General features: G+C 61.3%; 14 protein-coding genes. 8 read left to right on the top strand and 6 right to left on the bottom strand.

Annotated features, from left to right (window positions below; genetic code table 11):
• Positions 1-85: 85 nt before the first annotated feature.
• On the top strand, positions 86-637 hold the full coding sequence (locus tag J3P96_RS00490) for a cytochrome c oxidase assembly protein (protein WP_434654645.1): 552 nt from the start codon (positions 86-88) through the stop codon (positions 635-637).
• 24 nt (positions 638-661) lie between these two features.
• Positions 662-1,549, top strand: coding sequence for a cytochrome c oxidase subunit 3 (locus J3P96_RS00485; RefSeq protein WP_305497825.1), 888 nt, complete (start codon positions 662-664; stop codon positions 1,547-1,549).
• A gap of 24 nt (positions 1,550-1,573) precedes the next feature.
• On the opposite strand, the gene J3P96_RS00480 is transcribed toward J3P96_RS00485, so the two are convergent.
• Entirely contained in the window at positions 1,574-1,777 is a 204-nt protein-coding gene (locus tag J3P96_RS00480; RefSeq protein WP_305497823.1) for a twin transmembrane helix small protein, read from the bottom strand.
• Between the two features lie 70 nt (positions 1,778-1,847).
• Here J3P96_RS00480 and J3P96_RS00475 point away from each other — a divergent pair, with 70 nt between their 5' ends.
• The 5 genes from J3P96_RS00475 to J3P96_RS00455 are packed head-to-tail and all read left to right on the top strand — an operon-like array spanning position 1,848 to position 5,753.
• On the top strand, positions 1,848-2,585 hold the full coding sequence (locus tag J3P96_RS00475) for an SURF1 family protein (RefSeq protein WP_434654643.1): 738 nt from the start codon (positions 1,848-1,850) through the stop codon (positions 2,583-2,585).
• Entirely contained in the window at positions 2,551-3,144 is a 594-nt protein-coding gene (locus J3P96_RS00470) for a hypothetical protein (RefSeq protein WP_434654641.1), read from the top strand. Before J3P96_RS00475 ends, J3P96_RS00470 begins: the two co-directional genes overlap by 35 nt.
• 10 nt (positions 3,145-3,154) lie before the next feature.
• Positions 3,155-4,234 carry a COX15/CtaA family protein gene (locus J3P96_RS00465; RefSeq protein WP_434627022.1) on the top strand — a complete coding sequence of 360 codons (1,080 nt, stop codon included), beginning with the start codon at positions 3,155-3,157 and terminating at the stop codon, positions 4,232-4,234.
• Positions 4,222-5,121, top strand: coding sequence for a heme o synthase (gene cyoE / locus J3P96_RS00460; protein WP_434654640.1), 900 nt, complete (start codon positions 4,222-4,224; stop codon positions 5,119-5,121). The genes J3P96_RS00465 and cyoE overlap by 13 nt, the downstream gene beginning before the upstream one ends.
• The gene (locus J3P96_RS00455) at positions 5,118-5,753 is read left to right on the top strand and encodes an SCO family protein (protein ID WP_434654637.1); all 636 of its coding nucleotides are present in this window, start codon (positions 5,118-5,120) and stop codon (positions 5,751-5,753) included. Before cyoE ends, J3P96_RS00455 begins: the two co-directional genes overlap by 4 nt.
• A 417-nt stretch (positions 5,754-6,170) precedes the next feature.
• On the opposite strand, the gene J3P96_RS00450 is transcribed toward J3P96_RS00455, so the two are convergent.
• Complete coding sequence (locus J3P96_RS00450; protein ID WP_434654635.1) at positions 6,171-6,944, bottom strand: helix-turn-helix domain-containing protein; 774 nt, start codon at positions 6,942-6,944, stop codon at positions 6,171-6,173.
• A gap of 88 nt (positions 6,945-7,032) precedes the next feature.
• Here J3P96_RS00450 and J3P96_RS00445 point away from each other — a divergent pair, with 88 nt between their 5' ends.
• Positions 7,033-7,917: an alpha/beta fold hydrolase gene (locus J3P96_RS00445; protein ID WP_434654632.1), complete on the top strand. Its 885-nt coding sequence runs from the start codon at positions 7,033-7,035 to the stop codon at positions 7,915-7,917.
• Between the two features lie 532 nt (positions 7,918-8,449).
• Here J3P96_RS00445 and J3P96_RS00440 read toward each other — a convergent pair.
• The 4 genes from J3P96_RS00440 to J3P96_RS00425 all read right to left on the bottom strand — a co-directional run bounded on the left by J3P96_RS00440 (position 8,450) and on the right by J3P96_RS00425 (position 12,447).
• On the bottom strand, positions 8,450-9,262 hold the full coding sequence (locus tag J3P96_RS00440) for an alpha/beta fold hydrolase (RefSeq protein ID WP_434654630.1): 813 nt from the start codon (positions 9,260-9,262) through the stop codon (positions 8,450-8,452).
• A 43-nt stretch (positions 9,263-9,305) separates the two neighbouring features.
• Positions 9,306-10,184, bottom strand: coding sequence for an alpha/beta fold hydrolase (locus J3P96_RS00435; RefSeq protein ID WP_434654627.1), 879 nt, complete (start codon positions 10,182-10,184; stop codon positions 9,306-9,308).
• A gap of 212 nt (positions 10,185-10,396) precedes the next feature.
• A complete protein-coding gene (locus J3P96_RS00430; RefSeq protein WP_434654624.1) occupies positions 10,397-11,710 on the bottom strand; it encodes an ATP-binding protein in 1,314 nt (437 codons plus the stop codon).
• Positions 11,707-12,447, bottom strand: coding sequence for a response regulator (locus J3P96_RS00425; protein WP_186710633.1), 741 nt, complete (start codon positions 12,445-12,447; stop codon positions 11,707-11,709). The genes J3P96_RS00430 and J3P96_RS00425 overlap by 4 nt, the downstream gene beginning before the upstream one ends.
• Between the last annotated feature and the right edge of the window lie 208 nt (positions 12,448-12,655).

Raw genomic sequence — 12,655 nt, 5'->3', positions numbered from 1 at the left:
GATGACACGGTGTTCCTGTTAGACCGTAGCGCCTGCTTCGCGAGCAAGCCCGCTCCCACAGAGTTATCTGTAGGGGTCCAGAATCATGGCTGACTCGATCTCGCTGAAAAAACTGGTCACCCGCCTGTTGCTGGTGGTGGTGGCCATGTTTGCCTTCGGGTTTGCCCTGGTGCCGATCTACGACGTGATGTGCAAGGCGTTCGGTATCAACGGCAAAACCGGGGGGCAGTACACGGGCGAGCAAACCGTTGATGAATCGCGGCAGGTCCGGGTGCAGTTCTTGTCCACGAATTCGGTGGACATGGTCTGGGACTTCTACCCAAGGGGCGACCAGTTGGTGGTCAAGCCGGGAGCGGTCAACGAGATGGTGTTCATCGCCCATAACCCCACCGATCGGCCGATGAGCGCCCAAGCGGTGCCGAGCATTTCGCCGAGCAACGCCGCTGCATATTTCCATAAGACCGAATGTTTCTGTTTTACCCAGCAAGTGCTGCAACCCGGCGAACGCATCGAAATGCCCATGCGCTTCATCGTCGACCGGGACATGCCCAAGGAAGTGAAGCACCTGACGCTGTCCTACACGCTGTTCGATATCACCGCTCGTCATCCACCGGTGGCTGTAAACACTGACCGATAGCGTGCCCGATAAGGAGAACAATAAATGGCAACTCATGAGCACTATTACGTTCCGGCCCAGAGCAAATGGCCGATCATCGCCACGGTCGGGATGTTCGTCACGGTGTATGGCCTGGCGACCTGGTTCAACGACCTGAAAGCGGCGCGTCCGGATTCCCACGGCCCGCTGATCTTTTTCGTCGGCGGCCTGCTGCTGGCCTACATGCTGTTCGGCTGGTTTGGCGCGGTCATCAAGGAAAGCCGCGCCGGGCTGTACAGCGCGCAGCTCGATCGCTCGTTCCGCTGGGGCATGAGCTGGTTCATTTTTTCCGAGGTGATGTTCTTCGTCGCCTTCTTCGGCGCGCTGTTCTATGTGCGCGTGGTGTCGGCGCCCGGCCTCGCCGGCGAAGGCAGCAAGGGCCTGTCGGAAATGCTCTGGCCAAATTTCGAATACGTCTGGCCATTGCTGAACAACCCCGATCCGAAACTCTTTCCGGCGCCCAAGGACGTCATCAGCCCGTGGGGCTTGCCGCTGCTCAACACCATCCTGCTGGTCAGCTCCAGCGTCACCGTCACCATCGCCCACCATGCCCTGAAGAAAGGTCATCGCGGCGCGCTGAAAATCTGGCTGGCGATCACCGTGCTGCTGGGTTGCGCCTTCCTGGGTTTCCAGGCCGAGGAATACATCCACGCCTACAAGGAACTGGGCCTGACCCTGGGCTCGGGGATCTATGGCGCGACGTTCTTCATGCTCACCGGCTTCCACGGCGCCCACGTCACCATCGGCACGATCATCCTGTTCGTGATGCTGATGCGCATCATGCGCGGGCATTTCGACAACGAGCATCAGTTCGGCTTCGAGGCCGCGAGCTGGTATTGGCACTTCGTCGATGTGGTGTGGATCGGCTTGTTCTTCTTCGTCTACATACTCTGAGGCAACCGTTATCAGGGCGGCTTTTTACCAAGGAGCATGGGACACCAACTGGCCGCTGAAAAAGCCCCAGGCGATCAAGCCGACGGTGACGACGGCCAGGCTGACACGAATCGCCAGGGCGATGACCAGGCGATTGGAATTGCTGTCGTCCTTGACCAGAAAAAACAAGCCGCTGAACAGGCTGGCAATCGTGGCGATCAGCATCAGGACGATGGCTGCTTTTAGCATCAGAAACACTCCGGGGGAACGCGATGCACGTGAGTATAGCTATCCCGTTCTACAGCTTTCGGCCGGCGCCATGAAAGGCTTCCGGCCGGGCCTCGTGCCGTCGCTGGTGGTGGCCGTGCTGGTGCCGGTGATGGTGTGCCTGGGGTTCTGGCAATTGAGCCGGGGCGAGCAGAAACGCCTGCTCATGGACACCTACGCCGAGCGTCGCGTGGCCAAGCCGATGGACAGCGTGGAGCTTTCGCAAACAACGGATCCGGCCTTTCGTCTCGTCAGCCTGCACGGCCAGTTCGACGCCGAACACAGCCTGCTGCTGGATAACCGCCAGCACGACGGCAAGGTCGGCGTCGAACTGCTGCAACCGTTCCTCGACCACGCCAGTGGGCTGTGGTTGCTGGTCAATCGCGGCTGGCTGCCCTGGCCTGATCGCCGTACGCCGCCAGTCTTCAGCACGCCGGAGCAACCCATCGGCCTGCAAGCCTGGGTCTACGTCGCGCCCGGCGCCACGTTCCAACTGCACGCCGACCCGGCCAGCGCCCCGTGGCCGCGGCTGGTCACCGCTATCGAACCGCAGAAGCTCTGGGCCGAACTGGGCCGCGGCGGCTTCGCCTACGAATTGAGGCAACAAAGCGGCCCTGGCGCCTACCGGACCGATTGGCCGGTGGTTGCCATGGGCCCGGAAAAACACCTTGGTTATGCCGTGCAGTGGTTCGCCATGGCGGCGGCGCTGTTCGGCCTTTTCCTTTATCTCGGATGGCACAACGCAGGGAGACACCATGGGAAGCACCATGAATCCAACCAACATGTCTGACGCGCCCGACGCACGCCGCCGGCGCAAGGGGCGCGTGCAATTGCTGTTGATTGTGCTGGGCGTGGTCGGCCCGATGATCCTCGCCACCGGCATGTACAAGTTCCAGTTCTGGGTCCCGGACAGTCGCAGCTATCACGGCGAGTTGATCGGCAACGGCCAGTCCCGCGCGGACATCGGCGTGCAGGCCGACGAGCAGCGCTGGCAGATTCTGGTAACAGCGCCGCAGGAGTGCTCGGTGGATTGCCGGCAACTGGTGTACCTGGCCCGGCAGGTGCAGATCGGCCTGGGCCGCGAGGCCGGCCGCGCCAGCCATGCCCTGGCGATAGCGCAACCGCTGGAGGCGGAATACGACGCCCAACTGCAGCGCGAATATCCGCAACTACAACGTTATCCGCTGGACCTGCCGGCCTATCAGAAAGGCGCCCAGGGCTCCGGCGGCGCCCAGCTGTGGATCATCGACCCCCACAGCAACCTGGTGCTGCGCTACGACGCCCGGGTCAAGGGCAAAGACCTGCTCAACGACCTGCGCCACCTGCTGAAATTGTCCAACATCGGATAAGGGCATCGACATGGCCAAGCCTGGATTTCGCCTCGCGCTGTTTGCCACGTTGCTGGCATTGATTGTCGTACTGTTGGGCGCCTACACCCGCCTGACTCACGCCGGCCTCGGTTGCCCCGATTGGCCCGGTTGCTACGGTTTCATCAGCGTGCCCAAGGGCGAAGCCCAACTGGCCCATGCCGAGTTGCATTTTCCCGACACCCCGGTGGAAGCCCATAAAGGCTGGAACGAAATGGTCCATCGCTATTTCGCCGGTGCGTTGGCACTGATGATTGCCGCGCTGGCCGCCCGCGCCTGGACGAACCGCCGGCACCCCGGCCTGCCATTAAAACTGCCACTGTTCCTGCTGGCGGTGGTGTTCGCCCAAGCGGCGTTCGGCATGTGGACCGTCACGCTCAAGCTCTGGCCGCAAGTCGTCACCGGGCATTTGCTGGGCGGGTTCGCGACGTTGAGCCTGCTGTTTCTGCTCACGTTGAGATTGTCCGGTGTGTTGCCGGCGTTGACCGTGCCCAAGCGCCTGCAACACTGGGCCACGGCTGGGCTGTTGCTGGTGATCGGCCAGATCGCCCTGGGCGGTTGGGTCAGCTCCAATTACGCCGCGGTGGCCTGTATCGACTTTCCTACCTGCCACGGCCAATGGATGCCGCCCGCCGATTTCGCCAATGGCTTCCACCTGACCCAGCACATCGGCCCGAATTACCTCGGTGGGCAACTGGACAGCGACGCCCGCACCGCCATCCATGTAACCCACCGCATCGGCGCCTTGCTGGTGACGGTGGTGCTGCTGGGGCTGGCCTGGCAGCTCAAGACTGTGGGCATGACCCGACTGGCGGGACTGGTCCTCGCCGCACTCGCAGCGCAAATTACCCTGGGTATAAGCAACGTCGTGTTTCATCTGCCGCTGCCGGTGGCGGTGGCCCATAACGCTGGGGGCGCCGCGCTGTTGCTGAGCCTGGTGCTGGTCAACTATCACGCCCGGACCAGCCTGGTCCGGGTACGGCATCAGGTCCCGCTGCGCTGGCGCTTCAATCCGCCTGAACACGGCGTCGGCCCCATCACGATCAAAGGAGAGATGCCATGGCAACCCTGACCGGTACACGCCACAGCCAGGCGATCTGGCGCGATTACCTGGAGCTGACCAAACCCAAAGTGGTGGTGTTGATGCTGATCACCTCGCTGGTCGGCATGTTCCTCGCGACCCGTGCCGGAGTGCCCTGGACAGTGCTGGTGTTCGGCAATCTGGGAATTGCGCTGTGCGCTGGTGGCGCGGCGGCGGTCAACCATGTGGTGGATCGGCGTATCGACGCGGTGATGGCGCGCACTCACAAGCGGCCATTGGCCGAGGGCCGGGTCTCGCCGGCCGCCGCGCTGACGTTCGCCCTGGCACTGGCGCTGGCCGGTCAGGCACTGCTGCTGGTGTTCACCAATCCGCTGACCGCCTGGCTGACCCTGGCCTCGCTGCTCGGCTACGCGGTGATCTACACCGGGTTTCTCAAGCGCGCCACACCTCAGAATATCGTCATTGGCGGCCTCGCCGGCGCAGCGCCACCGTTGCTGGGCTGGGTCGCGGCCACCGGTCACGTCAGCGCCGAACCGTTGCTGCTGGTATTGATCATCTTCGCCTGGACCCCACCGCATTTCTGGGCCCTGGCGATCCATCGCAAGGAGGAATACGCCAAGGCAGACATCCCGATGCTGCCGGTGACCCACGGCGAGCACTACACCAAGATCCATATCTTGCTGTACACCCTGGTGCTGCTGGCGGTCAGCCTGATGCCGTTCGTGATCCAGATGAGCGGGTTGCTGTACCTGGCGTGCGCGCTGGTACTGGGCGCCAGGTTCCTGCAATGGGCCGTGGTGCTGTACCGTGGCAGTCGGCCGCACGCGGCGATCAACACGTTCAAGTACTCTATCTGGTACTTGTTCCTGCTGTTCATCGCCCTGCTTGTAGATCACTACTTACTGTTGAGCCTATGACCCGAACCCAGAAAACCGTCTTCATCCTCGTGGCCGTGATCGCACTGATTCTCGGCCTGACCATCAATAAAGTGCTGTCCGGCAAAGGCCAGGGCGACCCGACCGCACTGATTGACGCCGGCATCATCCTGCTGCCGCAAAGCCGCACCCTGCCGGACGTGAAAATGACCGACCAGGACGGCCAGCCAGTGACGATGAACGAGCTGAAAGACAAATGGAGCCTGCTGTTCTTCGGCTACACCTTCTGCCCGGACATTTGCCCGACCACCCTCGCCCAGCTGCGCCAGATCAAGAGCGAGCTGCCGCCCGAGGCGGTGGCCAAGTTGCAGATCGTGCTGGTGAGCGTCGACCCGAACCGCGACACGCCCAAGCAACTCAAGCAGTACCTGGGTTACTTCGACCCGCAGTTCATCGGCCTGACCGCCGCCTCGGTGCAAGACCTGCAAAAACTCGCCAACGCGGTAAGCATCCCGTTCATCCCGGCGGACACCAGCAAGCCCAACTACACCGTCGACCACAGCGGCAACCTCGCCGTCATCGGCCCGGACGGCACCCAACGCGGGTTTATCCGTGCGCCGTTGAATAATCAGAAGTTGGTGGCGCAGTTGCCGGAGATGCTCAAGCGTAAGTAAGGCCGAGGCGCGCATTGAGGCTCACAAATACTGCATCTCTGTCGAAACACAATCTCTGCAACACCCCGATCCCGTGGCGAGGGAGCTTGCTCCCGCTCGGCTGCGCAGCAGCCGCAAAACCGGACAATGCAGTTTGCCTGAAAAAACGTAGGGGCCTGCTGCGCAGGCCAGCGGGAGCAAGCTCCCTCGCCACAGGGGATTGGGTGCCCCCTCTTCAGTCGATCGTTCCCGCGCTCTGCGTGGGAATGCCTCCACGGACGCTCTGCGTTCGGCTCTGGGAGGACGCAGGGGACAAAGGGGACAGATTTATTTGCCGCAAATAAATCTGTCCCCTTTTCACTCTTTTCACTTTTCACTTTTTAGATGATTGGCACCTTTGAGATCGACGCAATGTGTAGCAAGGATCATAAAGGCTGTTCACAGGCGATTGGAAAAGAGGATGCGTAGATCATCGCCAGCAAGCACGTCAGTCGGCTTGACCCCCAGTAGCTTGCGGCAACTGTTGCTGAAGTGGGCTGAGTCGCTGAACCCCGCCATCTGCGCGGCTTCGGTGAGCGATAGCCCCTGGCTGACAAAACTGACCAGCGCGCGCAGACGCAGCCACACCCGGTAGCGCCTCAGCGGCAGCCCCATGGCCTGGTTGAACAGTGCAGAAAGGCGGCTTGGCGACAGACAAACGAGGGCCGACAGTTCCCGGGTGGTGAAATTGCGCTGGGGCTGCGCCTGCATCGCATCCAGCACCTTGAGTACCCGTGGGTCTGCGTGGTTCGACTCGCCCGTATCGGGCAGCAAGCGCATGGCGATTTGCCCGAGAAGGGCTTCGCCTTCCTGCACATCGCGGCCCGTCAACCCTTTGAGTTCCGTCAGCCAGTTGCCAGCGCTCGGCCCGGGATCGCTCAAGTGCTCGGTAGATAGGTTGTAACGCAGCAGCAACTGCTGGTAGAGGCGGCTCTGTTTCTCAAAGAACAACACCGCCACAGGTTGCCCGGAAAACGCCAAAGCATGCGCGACACCTGCTGGCACGAATAACTGATCGTAACGCTGCCATGGGCTTGCGTCGGTGCCCCGTGCCTGAATCGGCGCCTGTAACCCCAGGCATAGAGCGCTGGCGCTATGTCGATGGAGGCTGATGTCGGGTAGCGGCCCGACATACAGGGTGAGCTGATTGCCCAGGATCAAAAAATTCTGCACGGCGTCCTCAAGTCAGTTGGTTCTTACAAGTCGCTCGCCCTGTCTGCCACTACATTGGCCGAAACTCCACAGCACTTGAGGCAGCACAATGAATGCATACGCCAGCGGCTTTCTTGCCGCGCCGCATCAATTCATCAGTATCGAAGGGCTGCGTTTTGGTTATCGCGACTATGGAACAGGTCCGGTACTGCTGATGCTGCACGGCTGGCCACTTAATGGCGATACCTTTGCGCCGTTGGTCGATGCGCTTGCCTCAGGCTTTCGTTGCATTGTGCCGGATCTCCCTGGCGCAGGCATGACAGCCTGGTCAACAGAACATGATCTGAGCCCCGCCGGCCAAGCGCGTTTGCTCCAGGGTTTACTTGCGGCCTTGGGCATTGCGCAGGGCTATAGCCTGCTGGGTAATGACAGCGGCGGTATCACCGCCCGCTACCTTGCACTTTGGGACGCCAGCCGCGTGGCCAAGTTGATTCTGCTCAATAGCGAAATACCTGGGCATCGCGCACCCAACCAGCGTCTGTACAAACAACTGGCGCGTTGGTTACCGGGATACGGCGCGCTTGCTCGCATCCAGCTAAGAAGTTCTGCCTATCTGTGTTCGAAGCGGGGGTTTGGCGGAACGCTCTACGATCACCAGCACTTGCTCGGCAGCTTTCATCGGCGCTTTATCGCGCCGCTGATCCAGTCCGCGCAGAGCATGGAGCAAGCCCGGTGCGCCTTTATCGCAGTGCTCGATTGGCCGCAGCTCGATGTCTTGAGCCGTCTTCATGGCCAGATCGCGGCGCAGACCTTGCTGATCTGGGGGCGGCAGGACGATACCTTTCCTGAGCCGTATGCCATTGAGATGAGCCGAAGCTTTGCCAACCTTGGCGGCTTTATCAGCATCGACAAGGCCAAGTTGTATGTTCATGAAGACCAACCAGAGCAGGTGATTCAACACCTCAAGGTCTTTCTGCTGGCAAAGCAGGAGTAGGGGGAAGCGATATCGGAGCTGGGCTCCTGGTTCGCCGACTTTGGCTTAAGCACACCCAGAGTGAAGCGCAGAGCGGTGACTGCCGGTCAGTTAAGCCACAAACCTGTGGGAGCAAAGCTTGCTCGCGATGACGCCAGCCCAGACACCGCCCGTGGCGAGGGAGCTTGCTCCCGCTCGGCTGCGCAGCAGTCGCAAAACCGGGCGATGCGGTTTGCCTGGAGGAATGCAGGGACCTGCTGCGCAGGCCAGCGGGAGCAAGCTCCCTCGCCACAGGGGGGGGTTGTGTCGAACCGAATACCGAGCCCAAGGCTGCACACTGTGCGCCGCCATGGTGAGTGACCTGACATTTGGTCTGGATGGATCGAGGCGTCATGTGGCGCAGGGTACTAGCCGCTGATTGAGCTGAGGTCGTGGAACCGCGGCAATAGTATTTATGCCCCAACGAAAAAACCCGGCCACCTGTGCCGGGTTTTTGGTTCTTCTCGAAGACAAACGGATGAGGCTTTTAGGTCAGTCGCCCCACTTTACGCGGTCATCCTTTGGAACTGGCCTGCGCCGCCTCAACAATCAGCTCCGCAACTTTCCCCGGATTCGACGTCATCACCACATGGGAAGCTCCTTGAACGGTGACGGTCTTTTTCGAGCCCGCGCGTTCGGCCATGAACTTCAGGGCGGCCTCGGGGATGTTCTTGTCCGCCGAGCCGTAGATGAACCAGGACGGCAGTTTTTTCCAGGCCGGGTCGCCAGACGCTTCCTTCAATGCAGCCTCGCTGATGGGGCGTTGTGTCGCGGCCATCAGGGCGGAATCAGCCGCTGCGACGTCGGCGGCAAACTGCTGGCCGAATTTGTCCTGCTGGATGTAGAGATCCTTATTGCCGTCGTCCAACTGCACCGGAGCAGCCAAGGTCGGGCCAAGGGTGCCGCCAGGGTAGCGACCGGACAGTTCGATGGCGGTTTCGCCTTTGTCCGGCGCGAAGGCTGCGACGTAGACCAGTCCCTTGACCTTGGGGTTGTCGTGCACGGCGTTGGTGATCACGGCGCCGCCGTAGGAATGACCCACCAGGATCACCGGGCCGGCGGTTTGCTCGACGATATCAGCGACGTAATCGGCGTCCTGCTTCACGCCCCGCAGCGGGTTGGCCGCGGCAACGACCGGATAACCCTGGGTCAGCAACTGGGTGGCAACGCCATTCCAGCTGGACGACTCGGCGAATGCGCCATGCACCAGCACGATGGTGGGCTTGGCGGCATCGGGTTGCGCGGCGGTTGCGCTTTGGACGGATGTGAGTGCCAGCGCAGCGGTGATGGTGACGGCCAACAGCGATTTGATAGTGAGCATGATCATTCCTTTTTTCATTGATTGGAGGGGTGACGCTGCAGCGATGGGTTCACTTGGCCAGGAAGTCCAACAGATCCTGGTTGAGTCGGTCCTTGTGGGTGTCGGTCAGGCCGTGCGGGGCGCCCGGATAGACGATCAACTCGGCGTTCTGCACCAGCTCGGCGGCGGCATGGGCGGAGGCGTCAATCGGGACGATCTGGTCGTCGTCGCCATGCACGATCAGTGTCGGCACGTCGAACCTGGCCAGGTCGGCGCGGAAGTCTGTTGCCGAGAACGCTGCGATGCAGTCATAGGTGTTTTTGTGGCCCGCTTGCATGCCCTGCACCCAGAACGAATCGATCAGCCCTTGGGAGACTTTTGCCCCGTCGCGGTTGAAGCCGAAGAATGGGCCAGAGGCGATGTCGCGGTACAGCTGCGAGCGGTTGTCCAGCGAGGCCTTGCGCAGGCCGTCGAACACCTCGATCGGCAGGCCGCCTGGGTAGTCTTCGGTCTGGAGCATCATCGGCGGAACGGCGCTGATCAGTGCGGCCTTCTTCACCCGGTCGGTGCCGTGGCGGCCGATGTAGCGGGTGATTTCGCCACCACCGGTCGAGAAACCCACCAGGGTCACGTCGTTAAGGTCCAGGGTGTTGATCACAGCGGCCAGGTCATCGGCATAGTGATCCATGTCGTTGCCTTCCCACGGCTGGCTGGAACGGCCATGGCCGCGGCGGTCGTGGGCGATTACCCGATAGCCTTGGTCAGCCAGAAACAACATCTGCGATTCCCAGCTATCCGAATTCAGCGGCCAGCCATGGCTGAAGGTGACGACTGGCCCATCTTTCGGACCCCAGTCCTTGTAATACAGCTGTACGCCGTCCTGAGTGGTGATATAGCTGCCGGCCTGGGCTTGGTTGGCTGCTTGAGCGCGTTGGGACTGGGTATTCATCGCAAGATCTCCTTAGGTCAGGGCTCGCCATTCGGGGGATCCGATGGCGAGTTGATGGGGAGAATTCTTGCAGCGGCATGTATACCGGAAATGTTCGACACCCGGCCGTTATGCGTTTTTTTGCGTATGTAGATGCGCTGGATACAGTGGCTTACAAATGCATGCCGATGATCCGGCAATAGCGGCTGCACGTGACGTGCAGCCAGCTCGGCCTACTGATCGACGCCGAAGTCGAGGGTCACGCAAAGACCGCCGCCGTCGCGGTTGCGCAGGCTCAGTGAGCCACCAATCGCGACGGTCAACTGTTGAGCGATGGCAAGCCCCAGGCCGGTGCCGCCAGAGCTGCGGTTGCGAGAGCTTTCCACCCGATAGAACGGCTTCACCACCTCTGCCAGGATTTCCTCAGGAATGCCCGGCCCTCGGTCAAGCACACTGATCGAAACGCCGGTGCTCGCATTGCCACCGATTTCCACCTCGGCGGTGCCGGCGTACTTCAGCGCGTTATCCACCAGATTCACCAGAATACGTCGCAGGGCATGGGGCCTTGTTTCGATGATCGCGCCGTTCTGGCCGCGCAGGCTGACCTCCCGGCCAGTGTCCTGGTAGTCGCACACCAGGCTGTCTAGAAAAGAATCCAGGCTGATGCGGCAACTGGTCTCAGTCGCACCGTGGACACTGCGCGCATACGCGACACCCTCGCGCACCAAGTGCTCGATTTCGTTCAGGTCGTTGCCCAGTTTGTCTTTCTCTATCGAGTCGTCCATGAACTCGGCGCGCAGCTTCATGCGCGTGATGGGCGTCTGCAAGTCGTGGGAAATGGCCGCCAACAACTGCATGCGCTCTTTCAGGTAAGCGGCAATGCGCGCCTGCATGCTGTTGAAGGCCCGGGCGGCGTAGGCCACTTCCCGTGGACCGGTTTCGTCCAACGGCACGGGATGGGCGTTCGGGTCGAGGTTCTCGACCGCCTCGGCCAGTCGACTGAGCGGGCGTATCGCGATCCGCACGGCAAGCCAGGTGCAGCCGATCATCAACAGCAACTGACCGACCAGGGCAAAGGGCAACCAGGGCGACAACGGCCTGACCGAGGGACGCACATCGATGGTCACCGGGCTGCCGTCAGCCAATCGCACCTGAGCTTGGAAATGCTGGCGTGGACCAGGGATCTCGACAATGGTCAGGTCATAGTTGCGGCCCAGCGAGACTTGAAGGGATTGCGCCGCTGTCGCCGCGAGATCGTTGGAAGTGAGCGGAATGCCGGGATCATGTTCGCGCAGCAAATAGTCATAGTTGCGACGCTGCAGACGTTTGGTCCATTCCAGGCGTTCGGCGGCCGGCAGACGGTCGAGGATGGCGATGGAGGTCGCCGTGTCGTGCTCGAAATTGCCCAACATGGCCGTCTTGGTGCTTTCGTAACGTTCGTAGTACTGGGCTGCGAATGTCAGGGCCTGGGCCAGTATCAAGCCGACAAGGAACACCAGCCACAGCCGCGAGGCCAGCGTGCGGGGCCATTGCAACGCGAGTTTCATGCCTGCTCCTCAAGCATTTCCACCGCAAAGGTAAAGACGTACCCTTCGTTGCGCACCGTCTTCAAGTAGAGCGGCTCGCGAGCGTCATCCAACAAGCGCTGGCGCACGCGGCTGACCAGCAGGTCAATGGAACGGTCGAAAATGTCGGCGTCACGGCCCTGCGTCAGGTTGAGCAACTGGTCGCGGCTCAGTACCCGCTGAGGATGATCGAGAAAGACCCGCAGCAGCCGGTACTCGGCGCCGCTCAGCGAGACCAGCGTGTCGTCTTCATCGAGCAGATGGCGAGCGGTGGTGTCGAGGCGCCAGCGGCCGAACTTGAGCATCCGACCGCTTTCGGTCACGACAAAGTTGGGCGGCAGCATGCGGGTGCGCCGCAGCACCGCGTTGATGCGCGCGAGCAGCTCACGGGCCGCGAAGGGTTTGGCCAGGTAATCATCGGCGCCCATTTCCAGACCAATGATGCGGTCGGTCTCGTCGCTGCGAGCCGTGAGCATCAGCACCGGCGTCGCCTTATGCTTGCCGGCGCGCAATTCGCGGCACAGCAGCAGCCCATCATCCCCCGGCATCATGATGTCGAGCACGATCAGGTCGACCTGATTGGCTTCGAGAAAGGCCCGCATCTGGCGGCCATCGGCGACCACGGTGGTGCGCAGGCCATTCTTTACCAGGTAGTTGCCGACCAGCTCCCTGATTTCCCGATCATCATCCACGATCAATACGTGATCGACATGTTCCATGCCCTGCTCTCCGAAATGCGCGCATCGATTGCGCAGTGTGACGATGCCGTGTTGCCGGTTGGCGACGCACCGTGCGTTCAGCTTATCCAGCCTTGAATCAAGCCAGAGCCAAGCAAAAACAGTGGCGATTGTATCGATAATTCGGTGTTGGATAACGTGGAGCTGCGGCAGTAGGTAAAGGCATGCTCATAAAAAACCCGGCGTCATA

The organism is Pseudomonas sp. R3-56 (assembly GCF_051132075.1).
Classification (GTDB): Bacteria; Pseudomonadota; Gammaproteobacteria; order Pseudomonadales; family Pseudomonadaceae; genus Aquipseudomonas.
This window is presented reverse-complemented; position numbering and strand designations above follow the sequence as displayed.

Excerpts from the sequence above, each read along its gene's own strand:
- J3P96_RS00490 (WP_434654645.1), top strand. The coding sequence starts at position 86 with ATGGCTGACTCGATCTCGCTGAAAAAACTGGTCACCCGCCTGTTGCTG.
- J3P96_RS00470 (WP_434654641.1), top strand. The coding sequence starts at position 2,551 with ATGGGAAGCACCATGAATCCAACCAACATGTCTGACGCGCCCGACGCA.
- J3P96_RS00425 (WP_186710633.1), bottom strand. The coding sequence starts at position 12,447 with ATGGAACATGTCGATCACGTATTGATCGTGGATGATGATCGGGAAATC.
- J3P96_RS00455 (WP_434654637.1), top strand. The coding sequence starts at position 5,118 with ATGACCCGAACCCAGAAAACCGTCTTCATCCTCGTGGCCGTGATCGCA.
- cyoE (WP_434654640.1), top strand. The coding sequence starts at position 4,222 with ATGGCAACCCTGACCGGTACACGCCACAGCCAGGCGATCTGGCGCGAT.
- J3P96_RS00435 (WP_434654627.1), bottom strand. The coding sequence starts at position 10,184 with ATGAATACCCAGTCCCAACGCGCTCAAGCAGCCAACCAAGCCCAGGCC.
- J3P96_RS00445 (WP_434654632.1), top strand. The coding sequence starts at position 7,033 with ATGAATGCATACGCCAGCGGCTTTCTTGCCGCGCCGCATCAATTCATC.
- J3P96_RS00440 (WP_434654630.1), bottom strand. The coding sequence starts at position 9,262 with ATGATCATGCTCACTATCAAATCGCTGTTGGCCGTCACCATCACCGCT.
- J3P96_RS00485 (WP_305497825.1), top strand. The coding sequence starts at position 662 with ATGGCAACTCATGAGCACTATTACGTTCCGGCCCAGAGCAAATGGCCG.
- J3P96_RS00480 (WP_305497823.1), bottom strand. The coding sequence starts at position 1,777 with ATGCTAAAAGCAGCCATCGTCCTGATGCTGATCGCCACGATTGCCAGC.
- J3P96_RS00430 (WP_434654624.1), bottom strand. The coding sequence starts at position 11,710 with ATGAAACTCGCGTTGCAATGGCCCCGCACGCTGGCCTCGCGGCTGTGG.
- J3P96_RS00475 (WP_434654643.1), top strand. The coding sequence starts at position 1,848 with ATGAAAGGCTTCCGGCCGGGCCTCGTGCCGTCGCTGGTGGTGGCCGTG.
- J3P96_RS00465 (WP_434627022.1), top strand. The coding sequence starts at position 3,155 with ATGGCCAAGCCTGGATTTCGCCTCGCGCTGTTTGCCACGTTGCTGGCA.